Source organism: Nocardia sp. NPDC059240, assembly GCF_042753865.1.
In the GTDB taxonomy this organism is placed as follows: Bacteria; Actinomycetota; Actinomycetes; order Mycobacteriales; family Mycobacteriaceae; genus Nocardia.
The window spans coordinates 171,311-193,000 of the sequence record NZ_JBHZAC010000003.1; the positions used below are offsets into that span (position 1 = coordinate 171,311).

Below are 21,690 nucleotides of genomic sequence, written 5' to 3' on the forward strand. Positions count from 1 at the left end.
ATTTGATGCCAATCGATGTGGAGGGGGCACTTCGCTTGATCAGCGCCGGCGGCGTTCATCGCCGCCCGCTTCCGCGCCGACCGCGGACAACCCGGCCGAGGCGCCGGGCGGGCCGAAGACGGCACGCAGGACGGGTCGGGCGCCGCGGGCCTCACCGATGTCGATGAGCATGGCCAGCAATTCGTGGAAGTTGGTTTTGATCGGGTTGAACGTGTTGATGTTCTTCGTGAGGCCGTAAGTGACGGGCGCGGATTCGTGGGCGTAGGTGCCGAACAGGCGATCCCAGATGATCAGGATCCCGCCATAGTTCTTGTCCAGGTAGGGATTGTCGGCGCCGTGATGGACCCGGTGATGAGACGGGGAGTTGAAGACGTATTCGACGGGCTCGGGGAGGAAGCCGATGCGTTGAGTGTGCAAGGGCCACTGGAACATCGAGGTGACCACCAGCCCGGACATGATGATCAGCGGGGGAACACCGATCAGGGCGGCGGGGATGTAGGCCGCGTTGTAGAGGAAGGTCGCGAACGGCATCAGCGCCGGCATTCGCACGGCCGTCGACATATTGAACTGCTCACTGGAATGGTGCACGCTGTGCGCGGTCCAGAGGATGCGGACGCGGTGTTCGGCGCGGTGGCCCCAGTAGTAGCAGAAGTCGGTGGCCAGCACACCGATCACCCAGGTCCACCAGCGGTCTACGGGGAGGTGGAACGGGGTCAGCGCGGCGGTGACCAGAAGGAAGGAGAACGGGACGAACAGGTTCTCCAATGGCACGGTTACCCTGCTGACCAGGCCGATTACCAAGCTGTTCGCGGTATCCGGAGCATAGAACCCACGCTTCCGATCCCCGCCCGCGCTGCGCCGCCAGGCCACCCACTCGACGATCATGGCCAGCAAGTTCACGGGTATCGCGAAGAGGAGAATACGACTGAAATCCACCGTGAGTCCTAGTCCGAATTCATCTGACAGGGTTGGGAATTCGACTATTGGATGCCGGCCCCATGACCCGTGGGAACGCTGAAGATGCCGTTGAGGAAGGACAGCAAGGACCCGACCCCACTTTGCGCCGACCCTGTCACCTGGTCGGACGAGCCAGTCGAGGCGACGGGCTGCGGGGCGGTCGGCGCGGCGTGGGCGACACCCTTGGCAGCAGCCAAGCCGGTGAGAAGCACTGCGACAGCTAGTGTTCCGCGGAACTTGGTTCTGGCGTTGACCTTGGACACTCGAGGCTCCTTTGACGGCAGGTGAACGAGGTCTCGAGGCTAGCAACTCTGAACTGCACAGTTTTCAGATTGTCTGCCCACAATTCCCGGGGCACCGGATCCCCCGCGCCGCCGAATCCCCCCCGAGATGACATAAAAGTGGCACTTGGCCAGACCGGTCAACTAGCTCCAATTGGCAGCGAGGGTGAGGCAGAACGGGTGGCCACTCGGATCGAGCAGCACCCGCCAGGTTTCGCCCGGTTGAAACTCCGGCACCGTAGCGCCCAACTCGACCAGTTGCTTACTGGCCATCTCGAGGTCTTCGACCGCCAAATCGAGATGGAACTGCTTGGTTCCGTTCTCGTTCGGCCAGGTAGGTGGCTGATAATCCGGAACCGTGCCGAACCCCAGCGCATGGTCTGGACCAGTAAGCATCGCGTACTCGTCCTGCACGTGGGCAATCTCCCAACCGAGCGCGGCCGCCCAGAACTCCGCGTCTCGCCGCGCATCGGCGCTGTCCAGGGTGACCATCTTCAGCGTCGCAACCGCCATGGTTTTGTTCCTTCCCGCAAAGCATTGCTGTCCGCCCAGTCTGCAACGCCGGCGCCGCCCGCGATTGTAAGAACGCGACACCACCCGATACCCCTCCGACGGCCGATCGACCGAAGCACCCCGAACCCAGCGATCAGCGGCAAAGTAGTGCGTTCTGCGCCTTGGCAGGATGGGTAGATTTCCGGTCAGATTCCCCGACCGGACCCTCAACTGCCGGCGGGTGCAATCATGCTGACCAACAACCGAGTTGGCGAGTGACGGGATGCGGATGAGTAGTCAGGAGTGGGACACCTTCGCGATGAATCTTGCGGGAGTGTTGCCTGGGGAGCCCGGCCTCCGCTGATCGTGTCCGAACGATAGATCCGGACTGGGTGAAAGGTGCCTCTATAGATAGTGTGTGCCCGTCGCTCAGCCCGCCTGGTGCTGATCGTCGCTTTGCTTTTGTTCGAGTGCTTCCAATCCGGCGACCGCTGGTCCGATCAAGCCGAGAAGGATGACGATGACGCCGATGATGTACCAGACGATGCTGCCGTGACTGTTTTGCGCATGCATATCGGAAGCGGAGCTGGCGTGATTGCCTTGCAAACAGGTGTCGCCTGCTTTCATGGCCGATCCCGCGCAGACCGGATCCTGATGTCCGATCATGTATCCGAAGACCAGTAATGCGACACCGATGCCGATGACAACGATCCCTCCGAAGAGCCAGCGCCACTTCGATGCGGACGTGTCGGACATGACGAGTCCCCCCTTCTCAGTTCGGATCCCCTGCACCAGATTGGGGGATTTCGCCACAGAGGATGCCATCGAGGCTGCCCATCGCGCGAGTCGAATATCGCAGCGCGGCAATTCTGCGCCGGATCATCCCTGCGGCGCTGCGGTCTTCTCGTCGGTCCGCGCGGGAATGACGAGAAGCAGTAGAACGCCGGCCAGCGCGGCTCCGGCTGCGCCGAGTGTGATGGCACGCGCGACCGGCAGTTCGTTGTCCTTCGCGGTCATCTTCTCTTCGTAGGTCGACTCGGTGGACTTGCCGCCGCGGATGCTCTGGCAGACGTCACCGGCGTGCATGACCTTGTTGCCGCAACTGACGGTAGTGCTGGTGCCCTGGTGCCAGAAAAAAGCCGCGAACACGGCCACCGGAATACCGAGTATGAGAAGGAATTTCGCGAACGATCGCATGAACAGCCCCCCTGGCCTTTGTAAGTGATCTTGGGGGTGAGTGTAGGGCGAGGACAACGAGATTCGCGAATCAGTTCTCGAGGCTCACCCGGGTACGACCGATGCCAGATCCGCGAGGCCGCCGGTTGCGGGGGTGGCCCGGCGGCAGACTCACTTGGCGGTGCATGCCCCATCGGTGAGCGTGGCGGTGATCGGGACCCGGTAGCCGGACACCATCGGCGGTACACCTTTGATCGACGCGACGACCTGGGGGATGCCGGGGCCTGTTTCGTCGACGCGGAGGCAGTAGCGCTTGCCGCGAGCGGCCGCCAGGGTGAACAGGTGAGTGGCGCCCTGAGCATGGTCGTCGGAGATCGAGAGTTGGGCGGCAGGGTAGTCGTGCAGGCTCACCTGGCTGGCGTAGCTGCTGATGTAGTCGCGCAAGTCGGCCTGAAAGTCCTTGAGAGGCGGATGGGGATCTGCGTTCATGGCGAGTTCGACGCTGCCGAATGTGGTGGTGCCCAGCAGTTGGATGACTTTCTCCGCGGCGGGGCGGGAGTTGCTGCGGCCCAGCGCGTTCCCGGATGTGGCCGTGTTCACCGCGAACCCGACCATGATCAGAACGATGCCGGCGACGATACCGCCGAGGCGTTGACCGAGGTACGCCGCATCGCTCGGTTCGGCAGCCTCAGGGTTGCGGTATTTCCAAGCTTGGGTGGCATGCCAGGATGCGGCCGGGTTGATGGCCAGTGACAAGACGATCGATACGCCGCCGAGCGCGACCAGAATCCACCCCATGCGGGCAGGCTACCCAATCGTCTCCATCCCGTGGACATGGTCAAGATCGCGAGCATGCCACCAGCGGCTGCCAAGCCGGGAATCGACGGACGTACCGAATCCGACCCATACGGCTGTATCGGGGTCCCGACGGGCGCGGGATCCCTTGTGGGGGGATCTGTTTGGCCACACCTATTCGCTGCTACGCCACTATTGTTGTGGGGTGACAGGTGTTCCCGAGGCGATGAACGCTGCGGGGATGTAGGTGGAGTGGCACCCGCGCGATCGGTTGAAGTCCACTACCGATGCAGTCTTCGTTGCCGAGGGGATGGTCCCTGCGCGACAAGCCTCTTCGTGAGCTGGTCCGGCAGAAGGTGATGCGCGTTCCAAGATGGACAGGGCGAGCTTGCGGTAGAGGAAGACCGAAACTGGCGCCGCATCGAATGCACTGGCTAAGTCCTTTTTCATCATTTCGTAGAACCCCCAAGACCGTTCGGCGACCGGGCAATCTTGAGGGTTCTACCTATTCTGACCAGGTATTTCATTATCCCAACGCATCCCACCCGTTCCGACCGAAACCCCTGAATTCCCACCGTTCTGGCCGCAAAATGGCACGCTAAATGGCACTGGAATTCCCACTACATCCCACCGGTTCCGTCGCATCGATCCTTCGGCCGGGCACCGGGATTCCGACCGGCAGCCAAGATGACGCGTGACCTGCGACCTCCGGGTTACGAGCCAGAAAGGACCCGCCCCATTCGGATATCCGGATCCTATCCGTTGTGAATCCAAATGCCCTGCACCGCAATCGAACTGGCACCGCTTCAGGGCGCCTTTGCGCAGGTCTGGCCGATTTCGCGCCCGGACAGAATCCCCTCGCCCGTGTATCCGGCCGGGCCTGGCTGCGCTATATTGCGAGTCTGGCAAGCTTCTGGGCGGGGTTGCCTTGTTGCACATAGAGATCGGGGTACCGGGGTGGTTCTTGAGGTGGGGGCGGAATTCGCTGGATACGCCATCGAAAGCGTGCTCGGCGCAGGCGGAATGGGTGTGGTCTATCTGGCCAGACATCCACGGCTGGGACGGATGGTCGCGCTCAAGGTACTCAACGAATCGCTGGGCACCGACCCGGGAGTCAGGCAACGCTTCGAACGTGAGGCGGCGCTCGCGGCGAGCCTACAGCACCCCAATATCGTCCCGGTCTACGACCGCAGCGGGCCTGAAGACAGTCGGCTGTGGATTGTGATGCAGCACATCGGCGGTGGCGATGTCGCTGGATTGATCGCCACGCAAGGCGGCCGGCTACCCGCACCGCGTGCGGTGCATCTGATCACCGGGGCAGCGCGAGGCATCGACTTCGCCCATCGTCACGGGGTGCTGCATCGGGACATCAAACCAGCCAACCTCCTGGTGGAATATGTCGATGGAATCGAGACGCCGCTGGTAGCCGACTTCGGGATTGCCCGAACCTTGGACGACACCGCAACGCTGTCCGCGTTGGTCGCCAGCTTTGGCTATACGGCTCCCGAACGATTCCGCGGTCTGGCCGTCGACCCCCGCACCGATGTCTACTCGCTGGGCTGCACACTCTACGAAATGCTCACGGGCACCGCGCCTTTCCCATACCCCGACCAAGCCGCAGTAATCGGGGCGCACCTGAGCGAACCACCACCACAGCCGAGCCGCCGTCAGCCCGGACTCCCGCCAGGCCTCGATACAGTTATCGCGATCGCCATGGCGAAAGACCCAGAGGATCGTTACCCCGACTGCGGTGCGCTGGCGGCAGACGCGGCCAGGGTGCTGAACCAGGCCTATCAGCCGACCGTCCTTGCGGGCCATTCACCTCAACCGGCGGCGCCCGCGCAGTACAGCGGACTACCCGCGTGGCCGACCCCCATTCCCGCGCAGTCCGCCAAACGGCCGAGAAATGGTGCGGTGGTAGTCGGCCTAACTGTTCTTGCGTTGGTCGTGGCAGTCTCGGTGGGCATTACTGTCAAGCTGACCGCGGCCGGGTCCACGTCATCGACCGCGACGAGTCCTGTGCCGCAGTACGGGCCCGAACGGACAATTGAGCTTGCGGCAGTGCAATCTACGGACTGCACCGCGCTGAGCCCCTCGGGGGAGGCGTACATTGCCGACAACGAGGCGAAGCGAATTTTCAAATACGCGCCAGGGTCGGCAAAGCCGACAGAAATTGCGTATCCGCTTGACAATGCCAGTTGCGAAGGACCCCAGAGCGGCACTTTTCAAGGACAAACCGCCTACCGGACGGCGGGAATGCCTGGTCTTGGCTCAGTCCTTCTTCATCATCTCGTAGAACCCCCAAAACCGCCCACTGACCTGGCGATCTTGGGGGTTCTACATATTCCGACCAGGCATTTCGCCATACCAACGCATCCCGCCCGTTCCAGCTGAAACCCCTGGATTCCCACCATTCCGGCCGCAAAATGGCACTCAAAATGGCACTACGGTTCCCACTACATCCCGACATTCCGGGCCGTTGACAGGCCAAGCATCAGTCGCGAGCCGCTCCCCTCCTCCTTTAGCAGCGACGAACAACCAGGACCACTGACCCGCGTTCGAATCGCGCGGGTCGCGGCATGACAGTGCGGTTTCCGGGGAGACCGAACTCGGTTCAGGGTGCAGGGTTGGAGTCGAAGGTGGTTGCGCGGGCTTGCAGGTCGGTCAAGGCCGATGCGGCGTGATGGGAAAACGATTCGCCGCCAGTGGACTTCATCCAGCGCTCGACTGCGACACGGAAGGCGAGAACACCTACTTCTGCCGCGAGGCGGGCGGTCAATTCGTCCGCGCCTCGCTCGCGCAGGGCGGCGTTGATCGTCCCGGCGATCCTGGCGTGTTTGAGTAGTCCCCGCTCCTGCACTTCGGTGTTCGCCGCGACCACCAGTACGCGCTGGGCGACCTTGGCTCGCTGCTGTTCGGTCATCACGGCGTCAGCCGCGGCGAACGCGGTGCGCAGGCACTCGATCGGTGTCGCGCCCGGTGCGGCACTGCGGATACCGGCACCGAAACGTTCGGCCAGTATGTCTTCACCGCCGAACAGCACCTCCCTCTTGTCGGCGAAATGCCGGAAATACGTGGCGCGATTGACGCCGGCACGCTCGGCGATGTGGGCGACGGTCGTTTCCGCGTAACCGTTTTCGACGAACAGCTCCAGCGCCGCGACCTCGAGGCGCTCCCGCGCGTCCGGTGCCCATCTGCTCACCCAGCCAGCATAGGCGACTGCGTCGCATCACTTGACGTTGACGCGACTCAGTCGCATCATTGGTTCGAGCACGATGCGACTCAGTCGCATCAGTCTCTGAGTCGGCGCGCGAACCACGCGCTCTCGCCGCTCAGCGAACCAAGGAGAAAGTCCATGCGCATCTTCGTCACCGGCGCCTCCGGCTGGATCGGCTCGGCCGCGGTCCCCGAACTCATCAAGGCGGGCCATCAGGTTCTCGGGCTGGCCCGCTCGGACGCCTCCGCGCAAGCCATTACGGACATGGGCGCCGACGTGATTCGCGGCGACCTCGACGACCTCGACGTCTTACGCGCCGGTGCCCTGAACTGCGACGGCGTCATCCATCTCGCCTTCGTCGTGCCCAGCACGAGCCCGATCGCGACCCGGACCGACGCCCAAGCCATCGCAACCTTCACCAAGAGCCTCGCCGGATCCGGCAAGCCCCTGGTGATCTCCGGCGGAACCATGGTCAGACCCGGTCGGGCCGCGACCGAACACGACGAACTGATCGCCACTGGACCCATCGCCGCCCGCATAACCAACATGCAGGCCGCGCTCGCAGCCTCGGACAAAGGCATCCGCTCCTGCCTGGTCATGCTGCCCCGCTCGGTGCATGGGCAAGGCGAACGCCACGGTTTCGTCCCCCAGTTGATCGCCCGGGCGCGAGCCACCGGCGTATCCGGCTACCTCGGCGACGGCACCAACCGCTGGCCCGCCGTCCACGTCGAAGACGCGGCAAGCCTCTACCGGCTGGCCGTCGAGCACGCTCCGGCCGGTGCGGTCCTACACGCCGTCGCCGACGAAGGCATACCCACCCGCAACATCGCCGAAGCCATCGGCCGCCACCTACACATTCCGACCCGATCCCTCCCCGCCACGGAATACGAAGGCATACTGCTCCCCCTGCTCAGCACCGACATGCCCGCATCCAGCACCTTCACCCGCAAACTCCTCGGTTGGTCACCCACCCACCCCGGCCTGATCGACGACATCGATCAGGGCCACTACTTCACCTGACCGAACCCGATCGCTCCCACATCAACCCAACACGTCCACATGTGCTGCGCCACCGAGGATTTCAGTTCCACTCATCGGCCGAGCCCAGATGCTTTCGGGCCGTTGATCGTTCAGCCTCACGAGCGGCCGCCCCGAACCACCCGGGTCGCCACAGATGAACGCGTCCATGGACCGACCACAGCTCCGGCCGGCCCGAACGGCCTTGTAAGCGGCAGACTAGGACGCTCCGGCATCCGGCCGACCCCCACCCCTCCCCGCCGACACCAGCATCGTAATCGCCAGCAACGGACGATATTTCGTCGCCGAGTGGCACATTCTGGAGGGGTTTGGCCCGGTTTGTCCTGCTTTTTGTGCCACTCGGCATTCGGCAATGCAGGACGTTCGGCGTGGTTCAGAGTGGTCCGTGCCGCGGCCTCGTGTCTTGTTCTGGTGAGTCGCTTGGGCGGGGCAATCGTGAGGAATGAGTACCTCCTCCGAGCTGGACGTCTCGTTCGCGGGTGATGATCTCGTCCTACGGCTGGCGTCACTCGCCTACCTGGCACGGTTCTCCATCGTCTCGCGAGTCCACACGAGATCAGATCTCCGCCTCTACTTTTCGTGGTGCACCGAGCGGGAACTGTTGCCCCTGGCGGTGACGCGGACAGAAGTCGAGCACTACTCGCTGTGGATGCGAGAGACGCGCCACTTCAAACCCGCCACCATCGCCCGCCGCCTGGCGGTCGTGGCAGGGTTCTACCGCACCTGCGTCATCGACGGCCTGCTCGACCACTCACCCGCCGAGTATGTTCGCCGACCACGCGTGTCGAACGAGTCTCCGACACTGGGACTTTCACACCTACAGTTCGAAGCCCTGCTGGTTGCCTCCCGTGACTCGGACAACCCACCGGACTTCGCACTCGTCGCTGCTCGGACTCCTCGGCCTGCGCATCAGCGAGGCATGCCGCTGTGACGTCACCGATCTCGGCGAGGAACACGGCCACCGCGTCCTGCACGTCCTCGGCAAAGGATCGAAGATCGCGTTGATTCCGTTGCCGCCCGCGGTCGGCCGGGCGATCGACCGAGCCGTCGACGGCCGGCTACGCGGGCCAATCCTGCTGAACCGGCGAGGAAGACGGATGGACCGCCACTGCGCCACCCACCGCCTCCGACACCTCGCGGCCGCTTCGGTGGTCCGGTTACCGCGCATGCATCCCCATATGCTGCGCCACACCTTCGTCACCACCATGCTCGACGCCGGAGTCGACCTGTGCGACGTCCAGATCGCCGCCGCCACGCCGACCCCCGCACCACCATGCGCTACGACCGCGCCCGCACCAACCTCGACCGCCACCCCAACAACATCCTCGCAGCGTTCATGGCCTCAGCCACATGACATCTCAACATCCTGCATTGCCGATGAGCGTATGGCGTTGGCGGATGCCCGGTTACCAGGGCAGCCTGACACCGTCGCGGAAGAAGCTTCCTGTCGGTCCGTCCGAACCGAGGGTTGCCGCCCAGACCACGCCCTTCGCGCTTTCCTCGGGGCTGCGGGCGTTCTGCTCGTCGCCGGTCTCCGGGTGGGTGGCCGTCTCGCCGGGGCACACGGCGTTGACCAGCACGCTTGTACCGGCAAAAGCGTTGGCCAGCTTGACAGTCAGCGCATTGAGGGCACTTTTCGACAGCGAGTAGCCCGGCATCAGGTCACCGATTTCAGGGCTGGTCAAGCCATCCGTGAGCGACCCGGCAGCGCTGGATATGTTGACGATTCGGCCGTGGCTGGACTGCCGCAATAGGGACGCGAAAGCAGCACAGGTGTGCCAAGGCCCGAAAAAGTTGACGTCCATCGCGACATGAGCGCGAGCCATGTCAGCCGTCAGTAGAGACTGGTCGATGTCGAACCCGCCCGCGGCGTTGTTGACCAGCACATCGAGATATCCAAACGATGTGCGGACGAACTCGACACACTCGGCGATGGTGGCAGGGTCGGTCACGTCCAGGCGCACAGCGCAAACGGACAGTCCTTCGGCGGCAAGTCGGTCGGCGAGGTGCTGGGTCCGGCTCAGGTCTTGTCCAGTCAGTATGACGGTGTGGCCGCAAGTAGCGAGTTCACGGGCAACCGCGAATCCGAGGCCAATGGCGCGGCCAACTCCAGTGACGAGAGCGACCTTGCCCTCCTCCATGTCGTGTGTGGCCGCGTTAACGGTTGTATTGAGCACGCGGCGAGTATTTGCGCGTCTGCTGGCGTCTGGCTTGCACAGCACTGACATGACGTCGAGGTAGTCGGAAGCGAATACACGCTATTGCCGCTGATCGTGCTAACCGAACGGACCAATGCGCCGAGCCGGAAGATCAATGAGCAGTGCCGATCCAAGGTCAGCCGGTCACAAACCAACCCTGCCCGGCCGGCATGGCGCCAACGATCCTCCCGCCAGCCGACCGAACCTCATCCGGGCGATGATGAAGAAGGAATCGACCGTTCTGAACGTGTTCTACGCAGGCGCACCCGAAGAGACCTATCGTTACGACGAAGCCCACGCTGATCCGCCCGAACGGCAGACCGCGCGCTCGGGAGCATCACTGTTGGCAACACCAACTCTCTCAAGCCGCCGAATCCATTCAAAGTGACATCAAAATGGCACTCGGGCATCCTGACGCGGCCGTAAAAGACCCCCTGACCAGCAAAAAACGGCCAGTCCTTCGTCATCCACCCACCGATGAAGAAGGACTCGACCGTAGAGGACCCCTCTCGAACCAGCTCAAAGTGGCACCCAAAGTGGCACTTCACAGCCACAAAACGCCCACCGAGCGGCCGAAATGCCTGGTACTGGCTAGTCCTTCTTCATCATTTCGTAGATCCGCTTGCAGTCCGGGCAGACCGGGGAGCCGGGCTTGGCGGACTTGGTGACGGGGAAGACCTCGCCGCAGAGAGCTACCACGTGGGTGCCCATGACGGCGGATTCGGCGATCTTGTTCTTCTTGACGTAGTGGAAGACCTTGGGACTGTCGTTGTCGGTCGACTCGTCGACGGTCTCTTCCGGACGTACCAGGGTGTCTGTGCTCACCCGATCCATGATGCCAGGGTGGGGTAAGGGGTGTGGGGCGGAGGGGAGGCATGTGCATCCGACGCGCTGTAGTGGAAGACTCGGGGTATGCAGCGTGACGGCGATTCCCAGGCCGACGGCACCAGCGGCGAGGATCGCCCCGACGTCGAATTCCATCCTGCCGGTTCGATACCCATGCCGCCGCGCCCCTCCGAGGGGTACTTCCCCGGCGAGCAGAAAGCGCATCCGGCGCTGATCACCGAGGCCGCGACCTCGCTCGAGCAGCAGCATCGCGATCGGGTGCGGCGCTACATCATGATCATGTCGTTCCGCATCCCGTGCCTGATCGGCGCTGCCATCGCCTATGGCCTGTGGCACAGCTGGTGGATCTCGCTGCTGATCATCGGCGTCTCGATTCCGCTGCCGTGGATCGCGGTGCTCGGCGCCAACGATCGGCCGCCGCGCACCAAGGAAGAGCCCAGCCGCTGGGACGGGCGACGCGATCAGAAGGCCCTCGACTCCCAGCCGCACAAGGCCATCGACGGCTAGATCGCCGCGGGGACGACCTTCAGCGGCCGGATCCCGGCCGAGAACAGCGCGGCCAGTCCGCACAACCCGCCGGCGATGAACCACGCCATCGTGTAGCTGCCCTGCGCATCGCGGATCACGCCCGCGCCGAAGGCCGCCACCGCCGCACCGATCTGGTGCGACGCGAAGACCCAGCCGAAGGCGACCGGTCCGTCCTCGCCGAAGTTCTCTCGGCACAGGGCGACGGTCGGCGGGACGGTGGCGATCCAGTCCAGGCCGTAGAAGACGATGAACGCCCACGTGGTGAGGTGCACGTCCGGGCCGAGCAGGATGGGCAGCCACAACAGCGACGTGCCGCGCAGCGTGTAGTAGATGATCAGCAGGTAGCGGGAGTCGTAGCGGTCGGTCAGCCAACCCGAGGCGATGGTGCCCATGACGTCGAAAAGGCCGACGGTAGCCAGCAATCCGGCCGCCGTCGTGGCGGGCATGCCGTGATCGTGGGCGGCGCTCACGAAATGGGTGCCGATCAATCCGTTGGTGGAAGCTCCGCAGATGGCGAAACCACCTGCCAGCAGCCAGAATGCGGGCTTACGGACAATCCTGGCCAGGACCGTCACGGCGCGGGACGCGCCACCCGGGGCCGAGCTGCGCACCCCGACCTGACTGCCGGGCTCGGCACCGTAGGCGCGAACGCCGACATCACTGGGGAAGTCACGCAGGAACAGCAGCACCAGCGGCACGACGGCGAGCGCCAGCACCGACACCACCAGAGACGGTGTGCGCCAACCGTGATCGCGCGCGAGACTCGCGATGAGCGGCAGGAACACCAACTGCCCGGCCGCGCCCGCGGCGGTGAGCACGCCCGTGACCAATCCGCGGTTCGTCACGAACCAGCGGCCGGTGATGGTGGCCACGAACGACATCGACATCGAGCCCACACCGACCCCGACGAGCACACCCCAGGTGAGGATGAGCTGCCATGCCTGGGTCATGAACAGCGTCAATCCGCTGCCCGCCGCGATGAGCACCAGTGCGCACGCCACAATCCGGCGCAGTCCGAACCGATCCATCAGCGCCGCCGCGAACGGCGAGATCAGGCCGTACAGCACCACATTCACCGACACCGCGAGGCCGATGGTGCCGTGCGACCAGCCGAACTCGTTGTGCAGCGGATCCATCAGCACGCCGGGCACCGACCGGAACCCGGCCGCACCGATGAGCGCGACGAAACTCACCGCCGCCACGATCCAGGCCGGATGCAGCCCACGGCTCCGTGCAGGCGACTGTGCGGCGACACCCGCCGCTTCCGCCCGGCTGCCGTTCGATCCCGTCGAGAAGGCTTCCGCGCCGGTGCGCGCTTCCGGCAGCGAACCGGCCGTGCCGGGCTCCGACGCTGCGGTGGAGTCCACACCTATCTCGCGCGAATCGCCGGACCCGGCACTATCCGCGGCCCTGTCGATGCCGGAGGCCAACGGGCTTGTGCCGGTGGTCGATTCCCGGTCGAGATCGTCCTTCAGTTCGCTCACCGGATGAGCGTGACCGAAAAGCCCTTTCGCTGCGAGTGGCCTGAATGACACAATGCGTCAAGATTCAGCCATTGCGAGAGGAGTAATCGTGCCGCCACCTCATCTCGTGGCCGTCCTCGTCCTGGCACCGACCGTCGGCTTCGATATGTCGATCCCGCCCCTGGTGCTCGGCGAGGCCACCGACGACAACGGCAATCCGCTCTACGAGGTGCACACCTGCGGCATCGACACCGGCGGCGTCCAGGCCACGGCCGGATACACCGTCATCCCGGAATTCGGTCCGGAACTGCTGGCGCGCGCCGATACGGTGATCGTGCCGGGCACCCGTATCCACGAACCACGTCAGGAAGGCAGGCTGCCGCCCGCAGTCGCCGCGGCGCTGGCCACCATCCGGCCGGATGCCCGCATCGTGTCCATCTGCACCGGCGCGTTCGTGCTGGGCGCGGCGGGCATCCTGGACGGACGACGCGCTACCACGCACTGGCACTTCGCCGACCGGTTCCGAGCCCTCTATCCCGAGGTGCTACTGGATGAGAACCTGCTGTTCGTGCAAGACGGAAACGTCTGGACCTCAGCGGGATTGGCCGCGGGCATCGACCTGTGCCTGCACCTGATCCGTACCGATCACGGCAGTGCCGTCGCCAACCGGGCGGCTCGCTACTGCGTGGTCCCGCCGTGGCGCGAAGGCGGGCAGTCGCAGTTCATCGAACGGCAGGTACCCGAATCGGGTAGCGACGGCACGGCACCGACCCGCCGTTGGGCGCTGGCGCATCTGGATCGGGAGCTGGACCTGAACTCCCTTGCCGCGCATGCTCATATGAGCGTGCGGACCTTCACCCGCCGGTTCAAGGCCGAGACCGGGATGGCGCCCGGCGCGTGGATTCTGCAGCAGCGGGTGCGGCACGCCCGGCATCTGCTCGAGACCACCGATCTGCCGATCGACGAGGTGGCGCGCAGCGCCGGCATGGGCACCGCCGCGTCGCTGCGCCACCACATGCGCCTGGAACTGGGCGTGCCCCCGCTGGCCTACCGCAAGACCTTCCGTAAGCGCGAAACCCTGGAGACAGCATGATGATTCGCTGGGTGTGGGCCTTCCTGGACCGGCCCGCCGCACATTTCGACGCCGCCACCGAATTCTGGACCGCCGTCACCGGCACCACGCTGTCCCCGCGCCGCGGTGAGCGCGACGAATTCCTCACGCTGCTCCCGGAATCCGGGGCGGCCACGATCAAGATGCAGTCCATCGACGGTCCGGCGCGCATCCATCTGGACCTGGATGTCGACGATGTCTCGGCGGCCACCGACCACGCCATCGGTCTCGGAGCCACCCTGGCCGCGGATTACATCCTGACCTCGCGCATCGGCTACGCGGTGCTCCGCTCCCCCGCCGGAATGCCGTTCTGCTTCACGCCCTTCCACGACTCGGCGGGCGACCTCACCCCGACGGTCACGGGCCCGGCGGGCGACCGCAGCCGCCTGGATCAGATCTGCCTGGACATCGGTGACAGCGACTACGACATCGAATCCCGCTTCTGGACCGACCTGACCGGCTGGGCGTGGCGACCGAGCACCTTCCCGGAATTCTCCCGCCTGTCCGCCCGCCCCGATCTACCCATCGACTTCCTGCTGCAGCGCCTCGGCGAAAACCGGCCCACCGCAGCACATCCCGACCTCGCGTGCACCGATATCGACGCCACGGCCGCCTGGCACGAATCCCTCGGCGCGCACCGCACCGACCGCGGCAAGCACTGGATCGTCATGGCCGACCCCGCTGGGCAGCCCTACTGCCTGACCAGCCGCAAACCGGCCTGACCAGCCGCACCCACCCCGGACACGCTGAAACCCCGGACAGTATCCGGGGTTTCAGCGTATTCGGGGTCACAGAGAACCCCACCAGACCCGTTTCGGGGTTTCAGGGGGAACCCCTGAGAGTCCCGAGAGTTGGTACTCCCTATTTCCGTTCGGATTGCGGCTCCCGCCGCGCCTCGCCGGAATTGGCCAGTGCCTCCAAGTCCTCCAGGAACCTGTCGATACTGTCCGCCCGCTGTTGCGGGGAGCCGAGCTGTTCGCGCACCTTCTCCTCGGTGAGCGCCAGCATGGCGGCGGCCAGGTCTACCTCCAGGTCGCGAATCATCTGCCTGCGGTACTGCAGGATCTGATCGCGGCCCTGTTTGCGGACCCGCTCCACCTCGGTCGCGGCGACCTCACGCATCTGGGCGATGATGCGATCGGCATCGATCCGGGCCTCCTCGCGCATGCGCTCGAGTTCGGCCTGGGCCTCGGCCACCGCATTGTCGTAGGCGGCCTTGGCGGTGGCGAGGCGGTCCGCTGCCGCATCGCTTTCCTCGAGCTGCCGGCGAATCTTGTTCTGCGCGTCGTTCATGATGCGCTTCATCGGCGGCACCACGTACTTCGCGAAGAACCATACGATCACCGCGAAACCGAATAGCTGACTGAAGAAGACGGGCCAGTCGAACCTGATGTTGTAGATACCCTCGGCGAGGAGGGCATGGTTGAGGATCATTCCGACCCCCGTCCTCTCTGCTGGCCCGCACTGGTCCGGGCACGATCGTTCCCGCCGAGAACCCGGCCGGCCAGGTTCTGTGCGAGTGGTTCGACGGATTCGCGTAGTTCGGCGGCCACCTGGTCGGCCTCGGCGCGTAGGTGCGCCGTGGACTCGGCCACGATCTGGTCGGCCTCTTTCTGCGCTTCGCCACGCATCTCCTCGAGAATGGCCCGCCCCTGCGCCCGCGCCTGGTTACGGATGTCGGCCGCTTCGATGCGGGCCTTCTCGAGTGCTGATTCGTAGCGCGCCTCGGCTTCGGCGAACGTTTCGCTCGCCTCCTTGGCGGTGGCCGTCGTGACCTCGACGCGTGCCTCCCGCTCCGCCAACACTTTTCGGATGGGCGGAACAACGATGAACCAGATGACCGCGAGCACGATCAGGAAGATCAATAACTCGACGAAGAAGGTGCCGTTGGGAACCAGGAAGTTCCCCGCGGCCTCCACATCCGTTCTGGGAGACATGATGCCGTCTACTTACCGGGAGTAGCGAATACGAACAGGGCCATGAACGCTAGATTGATGAAGTACGCCGCTTCGACCAGACCGACGGTCAGGAAGAAGTTCACGCGCAGGCGGCCTTCGGCCTCCGGCTGCCGGGTGACGCCGTTGATCAACGCGGCGCCGGCCAAACCGTCACCGATACCCGCGCCGATGGCACCGCCCGCCAGAATGATGCCGCCGCCGATAAGAGCGCCCTGGACGATACTCGCGGTTGCTGGGTCAGCCATTTTTCACTTCCTTATTACAAAGGGTTGTTGCGCTGAACGACTGAAGTCGCTCAGTGGTGTTCACTCTCCAGCGACATCGACTGGCTGAAGTACAGGATGGTCAGCAGGGCGAAGATGAATGCCTGAATGGCTCCGACGAAAAGATCGAAGACCTTCCAGATGGCATTCGGCCCCCAGCTGATCCAGAAGGGGAACAACGTGATCACCGAAACCATGACGCCGCCCGCGAACATGTTGCCGAAGAGTCGCAGTGAGAGCGACAGCGGTTTGGCGATTTCCTCGACCACATTGATCAAAACCATGGGGCCCCAACCGGTGTGACCCTTGAGCAACGCCTTCACGTGCCCGCCCGGCCCGCGCCGGTAGGCACCGGCTGCGTGATAGAAGAGGAACACGAACAGCGCCAGCGAGAGCGTGAAGTTGAAGTCGGACGCCGGCGGCGCGATCAATTCGCCCGAACCGTACTGAAGCGGCAAGACCGACAACCAGTTCGACAACAGGATGAACGTGAAGAGCGTGACCGCCAGCGGCAGTACGAACGGCGCGATCTTCATGCCGATCGCTGTCTCCACCTGATTGCGCATCTGGACCGTGATGGCCTCGAAGAACAACTGCACGCCGTTGGGCACCCCGGAGGTGATCTTGGCCCGCAGGTAGAAGGCCAGGCTCAGCACGATCAGTGCGGCCACCCCGGTGGACACGATGGTGTCCACGTTGAAGGTCATGCCCCACAGGTGCGCCTCGGCGTGGTCGCCGACGTGAATCTTGGACTCTCCCGGCGCATCCTCGGCGAGCAGTATCGGCGCCGACAGATGGACAAGGGAAGCAACAGGGATGCTCATGATTGCTGTCGAAGCCCTTTCACCTCGGGCAGAACGGTATGCAGAACGAGGATCAATTGAAAGAGGGCCAGCCCGAAGAAGATTCCGACACCGTAGGGCCGAGTCAGGAAGGCCACCACAATCGCCAATGCGGTCAGAATGAGCAGGCGTGATGCGGAGGACAGTGCCAGCTTTTGTTTGCTGGGTGTTTCCGCATCGGTGATGCGCACAATCGACATCCACGTGAGCCGGGCATTAACCCATCCGAGCGTCAGGCCGCCGGCAATGAAAACACCCAGCAACAATCGATCCAACGCACCCGTGACCATCAATGCCAGTATGGCGAAAGCGATTGCAATAGCGGTCGCTCTGCGCATACGAAGCTTACTGACGTCCAATACGACACCACCTCGCCGTCATCCCACCTCGTAGTGGGGCTGTGCATGATCAATAGCATACACAGCCCAACCTTGTTGCGGGCCAGTATTTTTGATCTTCAAAATTTTGATCTTGAAATTCTGAAACGCCTTTCAGCTAACTTTTCGCCATTTTAATCGGACTTTACTGTTGCACAGCCTTTTCCGCTCCGGCGCCGGTCAGCGACCGCACCTGCATCTCCGCAAACTTGGAATCGTCGCGTTCCTTCGACAAGATCGTTCCCAGCCAGCCCAGAGCGAACGAAACCGGGATGGACACGAGTCCGGGGTTCGAGAGCGGGAACCAGTGGAAGTCATGGGATTTGATCATGGCGGTGGGCGCCCCGGAGACCGCCGGGGAGAACACGATCAACACGATGGTGACCGCCAGTCCGCCGTAGATGCTCCACAGCGCGCCCGCGGTGTTGAAGCGCCGCCAGAACAGCGAATACAGAATGGTCGGTAGGTTTGCTGAGGCCGCCACCGCGAACGCCAGCGCCACCAGGAACGCCACATTCTGATTCTTTGCCAGAATGCCGCCCACGATCGCCACCGCCCCGATCACCACCGCGGTGATCCGCGCGACCCGCACCTCACCCTTGCCGTCCGCCTGCCCGCGCTTGAAGACATTGGCGTACACGTCGTGCGCGAAGGACGCCGACGCGGTGATGGTCAGCCCGGCGACCACCGCCAGAATCGTCGCGAACGCCACGGCCGCAACGAATCCCAGCAGCACCGGCCCGCCCAGCTCCAGGGCCAGCAGCGGCGCGGCCGCGTTCTCCTTACCCGGCGCCTTGGCAATCTTCTCCGGCCCGACCAGCGCCGCCGCGCCATAGCCGAGCACGAGTGTGAAGAGATAGAAGACGCCGATCAGCCCGATCGCCCACACCACCGACCGGCGCGCCTCCTTCGCGCTCGGCACGGTGTAGAACCGCATCAGCACGTGCGGCAGCCCGGCCGTGCCCAGCACGAGAGCCAGTGCGAGGGACAGGAAGTCGAGCTTGCTGGTGCCGTTCTTGCCGTACTTGAAGCCGGGCTCGAGCAGCTTCGCGCCGGTCTTGCCGCCATGGTTCACCGCATCGGCGAACACGTTCGACAGGTTGAAGTCGTAGCGCCCCAGCACCCACACCGTCATGGCCGCGGCCGCCGCGATCAGCAGCACCGCCTTGACGATCTGTACCCAGGTGGTGCCCTTCATGCCGCCGACGAGCACGTAGACGATCATGATCGCGCCGACCACGGCGATCACGAGATTCTGTCCCGCCGAACTGGATACGCCCAGCAGCAGCGAGATCAGCACGCCCGCGCCCGCCATCTGGGCCAGCAGATAGAACAGACTCACCGCCAGCGTGGAGGTGGCCGCCGCCGCCCGCACCGGCCGCTGCCGCATGCGGAAGGCCAGCACGTCACCGAGGGTGAATTTGCCGGTGTTGCGCAGCAATTCGGCGACCAGCAGCAAGGCCACCAGCCAGGCCACCAGGAATCCGATGGAATAGAGGAAGCCGTCGTAGCCGTACACCGCGATCGCCCCGGCGATGCCCAGGAAGCTGGCCGCGGAGAGATAGTCGCCGGAGATGGCGATGCCGTTCTGCGGTCCGGAGAAGGCGCGTCCGGCGGCGTAATAGTCGGCGGCCGTGCGGTTGTCGCGGCTGGCCCACACCACGATGCCCAGGGTGATGACGACGAAGATCGCGAAGATGGTGATGTTGAGTCCGGGGCGACTGCCCTCGACTCCCGCTGCCAGATAGAGGCTCACTGCTGCTCTCCTTCCAGTTCGGCGCGGATCGCCTCGGCGGCCGGATCGAGCTTGCGATCGGCGTACCAGACATAGAGGCCGGTGATGACGAAGGTCGAAAGGAACTGCAGCAGGCCGAAGATGAGGCCTACGGTGATGTTCCCGCCCACCTTGTGCGACATGAAGCCGTGCGCGTAGTCGGCCAGCAGTACATACAGCGCGTACCAGGCCAGGAACAGCGCGGTCATGGGGAACACGAAGCGCCGGAAGCGCGAACGCAGACGCTGGAACTCGGGACTGTCGTAAACCTCGGACCAATCGGGAGACGGTCCACCGGTTTGGGTTTCAGTTGTCAACTGCGATACCTCCTGGTGATCCAGGTCACACTAGCAACGAATATCGTTGCGAGCGGGGCGAATAACCGCAGGTGAGATCGCAAATTCATGGATAAGTGAGCTGAAATTCATGGGTTCGGGGGGCCAGCTACCAACCGGTTGCCTTCCCTGAACCGGGCCCGCCGGCGGATGCCCATCGGTTGCGGTGGCAGAGTTCGCAGTTATGCCGACGAACCAGACGACCACCTCGTCCCTGCTCGCCGACCTCGCGCCCGACCTACGCGCGGCGCTGACCCGCGTCCGCTACGACGCGGACACCCTCCTCGAGGCACTGGGCGACGACGCCCACGCCGCCCTCGGCCGCGGCGAACCCGTCCCCGTCCGCCGCGCCGCCGCCACGCTCGGCGAACTCGGCACCCTGGTGCGCCTGCTGCTGCTCGGCGATCCCGTCACCGAAGCCGAAGCGGCAGCGGCCCTCTCGCCGGTGCGCATCGACCGCGCCGTCGCCGCGGGCCTGCTGGAACACGACGGCAACGAGATCCGTGCGGCGCTGGACCTGCGGCCCCTCGATCTCGGCGAGGGCACCCGCTGGGTGCTCTCGGACCTCGACGACTCCATGCGGCGGCGCGCCCTCGACACCGATCACGTGCTCGGCGTCGGCCAGGCGTCACTGTCACTGCTGCGCGCCACCCCGACCGCCAAGACCGGCACCGTGCTGGACCTCGGCACCGGCTGCGGCGTGCAAGCCGTGCACGCCGCGTCCTATGGCAGCCAGGTCACCGGCACCGATCTCAATCAGCGCGCGATCTGGCTGGCCGAGGCCAGCGCGGCGCTCAACGAGCTGGATATCGAACTGCTGGAAGGCTCCTGGTTCGAACCGGTCGCGGGCCGCCGCTTCGACCAGATCGTGGCCAATCCCCCGTTCGTCGTCGGCCCGGCCCGCGTGGAGCACACCTACCGGGACTCCGGGCTGGCCCTCGACGGCGCGAGCGAACTCGTCATCTCCGGCATTCCGGAGCTGTTGAACCCGGGCGGCACCGCCGCGCTGCTGGCCTCCTGGGTGCACCTCGAGGGTGAGGACTGGCGTGCCCGCGTCGCGAGCTGGCTGCCCGACCACGGCATCGACGCCTGGATCGTGCAGCGCGACATCGCCGATCCCGCCCTCTATGTCGGAACCTGGCTGCGCGACGCCGGACTCGACCCGCGCGAAGGGGCGGCCCAGGCGCGCGCCGAACGCTGGCTGGACGCCTTCGCCGAATCCGGGGTGGAGGGAATCGGATTCGGATTCGTTTATCTGCGCGCCATCGACGGCCCGACCGAACTGCTCGCCGAGGACCTCACCCACGGCTTCGACGACCCGCTGGGCCCCGAGGCGCTCGCCTACTTCGAACGGTCGGCCTGGCTGCGCGCTGCGGCCGCCGACCCGGACCTCCTGCTCGACGCCCGCTACGAGGTCGATCCGGCCACCGCCCTCGAGCGCGTCTATCTCCCCGGTGAGGAGGGCTGGGCGCAGCGGGTGGTCCGGCTGCACCGCGGCGACGGTCCACGCTGGCAGCACGAGGTCGACGACACCACCGCCGCGCTGCTGGCCGGCATGCGTCCCGACGGTCTGCCGCTGCGGGAGCTGGTGGAGCTGCTGTCCTTCGGCGAGAGCGGCGAGGCCGCCACCCCGGAATTCGAGAGCGCCGTGATCGGCGTGGTGGCCGGGCTGGTCCGCCACGGCCTCATTCATCCGCGCTGAGTCGGGATTTCACTGGAAATCCGGCGCTGACCGGCGGTGAGGTCCGTCACGATCACGTGTCGCCCGAGTATCGATGTGGCCCGGCCCGGGAATGCCCGGACCGGGCCGTTCGTTCTGATTCGTGCTCGAAGGAAGGCGTCCGGGCGAGGCCCATTCACCGACGAATGACACGTAATCGATTGGTACGTCGGCAAGTTCGACTCCGACGGTGGCAACCACCCGGACACCGAGACCCGTCCAATGGGAGGCGCGAGTTCCACAGGATACGCGCTTCTCAGGAACTTCTCAGACGTGCGCCGTAAAAACCGCAGCTCAAGCCCGGTTTACCGGTTGGCCG

Annotated in this window: 25 protein-coding genes and 1 pseudogene; 10 read left to right on the forward strand and 16 right to left on the reverse strand. The window is 64.7% G+C overall.

The window, feature by feature from the left end:
* Positions 1-39: 39 nt before the first annotated feature.
* From ACFXHA_RS11040 to ACFXHA_RS11060, 5 genes are all read right to left on the reverse strand, one after another.
* Complete coding sequence (locus ACFXHA_RS11040; RefSeq protein ID WP_379355388.1) at positions 40-936, reverse strand: sterol desaturase family protein; 897 nt, start codon at positions 934-936, stop codon at positions 40-42.
* A gap of 446 nt (positions 937-1,382) precedes the next feature.
* Entirely contained in the window at positions 1,383-1,751 is a 369-nt protein-coding gene (locus tag ACFXHA_RS11045) for a VOC family protein (protein WP_379355390.1), read from the reverse strand.
* 408 nt (positions 1,752-2,159) lie between these two features.
* A complete protein-coding gene (locus ACFXHA_RS11050) occupies positions 2,160-2,486 on the reverse strand; it encodes a hypothetical protein (RefSeq protein ID WP_379355392.1) in 327 nt (108 codons plus the stop codon).
* A gap of 123 nt (positions 2,487-2,609) precedes the next feature.
* Complete coding sequence (locus ACFXHA_RS11055) at positions 2,610-2,927, reverse strand: hypothetical protein (protein WP_379355393.1); 318 nt, start codon at positions 2,925-2,927, stop codon at positions 2,610-2,612.
* 150 nt (positions 2,928-3,077) lie between these two features.
* Positions 3,078-3,704 carry a DUF6199 family natural product biosynthesis protein gene (locus tag ACFXHA_RS11060; protein ID WP_379355395.1) on the reverse strand — a complete coding sequence of 209 codons (627 nt, stop codon included), beginning with the start codon at positions 3,702-3,704 and terminating at the stop codon, positions 3,078-3,080.
* A 954-nt stretch (positions 3,705-4,658) separates the two neighbouring features.
* On the opposite strand from ACFXHA_RS11060, the gene ACFXHA_RS11065 reads away from it, so the two are divergent.
* Positions 4,659-6,095: a serine/threonine-protein kinase gene (locus ACFXHA_RS11065; RefSeq protein ID WP_379355397.1), complete on the forward strand. Its 1,437-nt coding sequence runs from the start codon at positions 4,659-4,661 to the stop codon at positions 6,093-6,095.
* Between the two features lie 220 nt (positions 6,096-6,315).
* On the opposite strand, the gene ACFXHA_RS11070 is transcribed toward ACFXHA_RS11065, so the two are convergent.
* Positions 6,316-6,903 carry a TetR/AcrR family transcriptional regulator gene (locus tag ACFXHA_RS11070; protein WP_379355399.1) on the reverse strand — a complete coding sequence of 196 codons (588 nt, stop codon included), beginning with the start codon at positions 6,901-6,903 and terminating at the stop codon, positions 6,316-6,318.
* 153 nt (positions 6,904-7,056) lie between these two features.
* Here ACFXHA_RS11070 and ACFXHA_RS11075 point away from each other — a divergent pair, with 153 nt between their 5' ends.
* From ACFXHA_RS11075 to ACFXHA_RS11090, 4 genes and pseudogenes are all read left to right on the forward strand, one after another.
* Positions 7,057-7,938, forward strand: coding sequence for an SDR family oxidoreductase (locus ACFXHA_RS11075; RefSeq protein ID WP_379355401.1), 882 nt, complete (start codon positions 7,057-7,059; stop codon positions 7,936-7,938).
* A gap of 460 nt (positions 7,939-8,398) precedes the next feature.
* The gene (locus tag ACFXHA_RS11080; protein ID WP_379355403.1) at positions 8,399-8,887 is read left to right on the forward strand and encodes a hypothetical protein; all 489 of its coding nucleotides are present in this window, start codon (positions 8,399-8,401) and stop codon (positions 8,885-8,887) included.
* Positions 8,805-9,137: pseudogene (locus ACFXHA_RS11085) on the forward strand (tyrosine-type recombinase/integrase); the annotation flags it as partial. The gene ACFXHA_RS11080 and the pseudogene ACFXHA_RS11085, both read left to right, overlap by 83 nt.
* Positions 9,138-9,184: 47 nt before the next feature.
* A complete protein-coding gene (locus ACFXHA_RS11090) occupies positions 9,185-9,310 on the forward strand; it encodes a hypothetical protein (protein WP_379355405.1) in 126 nt (41 codons plus the stop codon).
* A 52-nt stretch (positions 9,311-9,362) separates the two neighbouring features.
* Here the strand turns inward: ACFXHA_RS11090 and ACFXHA_RS11095 are convergent, their stop codons facing one another.
* Positions 9,363-10,133 (reverse strand): SDR family NAD(P)-dependent oxidoreductase, encoded by a 771-nt coding sequence (locus ACFXHA_RS11095; protein WP_379355407.1) that lies wholly within the window; start codon positions 10,131-10,133, stop codon positions 9,363-9,365.
* A 136-nt stretch (positions 10,134-10,269) separates the two neighbouring features.
* Between ACFXHA_RS11095 and ACFXHA_RS11100 the strand changes: the two genes are divergently transcribed.
* Positions 10,270-10,542: a hypothetical protein gene (locus ACFXHA_RS11100; RefSeq protein WP_379355409.1), complete on the forward strand. Its 273-nt coding sequence runs from the start codon at positions 10,270-10,272 to the stop codon at positions 10,540-10,542.
* A gap of 203 nt (positions 10,543-10,745) precedes the next feature.
* Here ACFXHA_RS11100 and ACFXHA_RS11105 read toward each other — a convergent pair whose 3' ends face one another.
* Positions 10,746-10,979, reverse strand: coding sequence for a DUF3039 domain-containing protein (locus ACFXHA_RS11105; protein WP_379355411.1), 234 nt, complete (start codon positions 10,977-10,979; stop codon positions 10,746-10,748).
* A gap of 174 nt (positions 10,980-11,153) precedes the next feature.
* Here ACFXHA_RS11105 and ACFXHA_RS11110 point away from each other — a divergent pair, with 174 nt between their 5' ends.
* Positions 11,154-11,507, forward strand: a complete 354-nt coding sequence (locus tag ACFXHA_RS11110; protein WP_379356613.1) for a DUF3099 domain-containing protein — start codon at positions 11,154-11,156, stop codon at positions 11,505-11,507.
* On the opposite strand, the gene ACFXHA_RS11115 is transcribed toward ACFXHA_RS11110, so the two are convergent.
* Positions 11,504-12,748 carry an MFS transporter gene (locus tag ACFXHA_RS11115; RefSeq protein ID WP_379356615.1) on the reverse strand — a complete coding sequence of 415 codons (1,245 nt, stop codon included), beginning with the start codon at positions 12,746-12,748 and terminating at the stop codon, positions 11,504-11,506. The genes ACFXHA_RS11110 and ACFXHA_RS11115 overlap by 4 nt on opposite strands.
* 409 nt (positions 12,749-13,157) lie before the next feature.
* Here ACFXHA_RS11115 and ACFXHA_RS11120 point away from each other — a divergent pair, with 409 nt between their 5' ends.
* A complete protein-coding gene (locus ACFXHA_RS11120) occupies positions 13,158-14,084 on the forward strand; it encodes a GlxA family transcriptional regulator (RefSeq protein ID WP_379356617.1) in 927 nt (308 codons plus the stop codon).
* A complete protein-coding gene (locus ACFXHA_RS11125; protein ID WP_379355413.1) occupies positions 14,081-14,824 on the forward strand; it encodes a VOC family protein in 744 nt (247 codons plus the stop codon). Before ACFXHA_RS11120 ends, ACFXHA_RS11125 begins: the two co-directional genes overlap by 4 nt.
* 139 nt (positions 14,825-14,963) lie before the next feature.
* Here ACFXHA_RS11125 and ACFXHA_RS11130 read toward each other — a convergent pair whose 3' ends face one another.
* From ACFXHA_RS11130 to ACFXHA_RS11160, 7 genes are all read right to left on the reverse strand, one after another.
* Positions 14,964-15,536, reverse strand: coding sequence for a hypothetical protein (locus tag ACFXHA_RS11130; RefSeq protein WP_379355415.1), 573 nt, complete (start codon positions 15,534-15,536; stop codon positions 14,964-14,966).
* Complete coding sequence (locus ACFXHA_RS11135; protein WP_379355416.1) at positions 15,533-16,039, reverse strand: F0F1 ATP synthase subunit B; 507 nt, start codon at positions 16,037-16,039, stop codon at positions 15,533-15,535. Before ACFXHA_RS11135 ends, ACFXHA_RS11130 begins: the two co-directional genes overlap by 4 nt.
* 8 nt (positions 16,040-16,047) lie before the next feature.
* Entirely contained in the window at positions 16,048-16,305 is a 258-nt protein-coding gene (locus ACFXHA_RS11140) for a F0F1 ATP synthase subunit C (RefSeq protein WP_040810042.1), read from the reverse strand.
* A gap of 50 nt (positions 16,306-16,355) precedes the next feature.
* On the reverse strand, positions 16,356-17,030 hold the full coding sequence (gene atpB / locus ACFXHA_RS11145) for a F0F1 ATP synthase subunit A (protein ID WP_379356619.1): 675 nt from the start codon (positions 17,028-17,030) through the stop codon (positions 16,356-16,358).
* Between the two features lie 113 nt (positions 17,031-17,143).
* Complete coding sequence (locus ACFXHA_RS11150) at positions 17,144-17,524, reverse strand: hypothetical protein (protein WP_379355418.1); 381 nt, start codon at positions 17,522-17,524, stop codon at positions 17,144-17,146.
* A gap of 163 nt (positions 17,525-17,687) precedes the next feature.
* Positions 17,688-19,298 (reverse strand): cation acetate symporter, encoded by a 1,611-nt coding sequence (locus ACFXHA_RS11155; protein WP_379355420.1) that lies wholly within the window; start codon positions 19,296-19,298, stop codon positions 17,688-17,690.
* Positions 19,295-19,633: a DUF485 domain-containing protein gene (locus ACFXHA_RS11160; protein ID WP_379355422.1), complete on the reverse strand. Its 339-nt coding sequence runs from the start codon at positions 19,631-19,633 to the stop codon at positions 19,295-19,297. The genes ACFXHA_RS11155 and ACFXHA_RS11160 overlap by 4 nt, the downstream gene beginning before the upstream one ends.
* Positions 19,634-19,835: 202 nt before the next feature.
* Here ACFXHA_RS11160 and ACFXHA_RS11165 point away from each other — a divergent pair, with 202 nt between their 5' ends.
* Positions 19,836-21,353, forward strand: a complete 1,518-nt coding sequence (locus ACFXHA_RS11165) for a methyltransferase (RefSeq protein ID WP_379355424.1) — start codon at positions 19,836-19,838, stop codon at positions 21,351-21,353.
* Positions 21,354-21,690 lie beyond the last annotated feature (337 nt).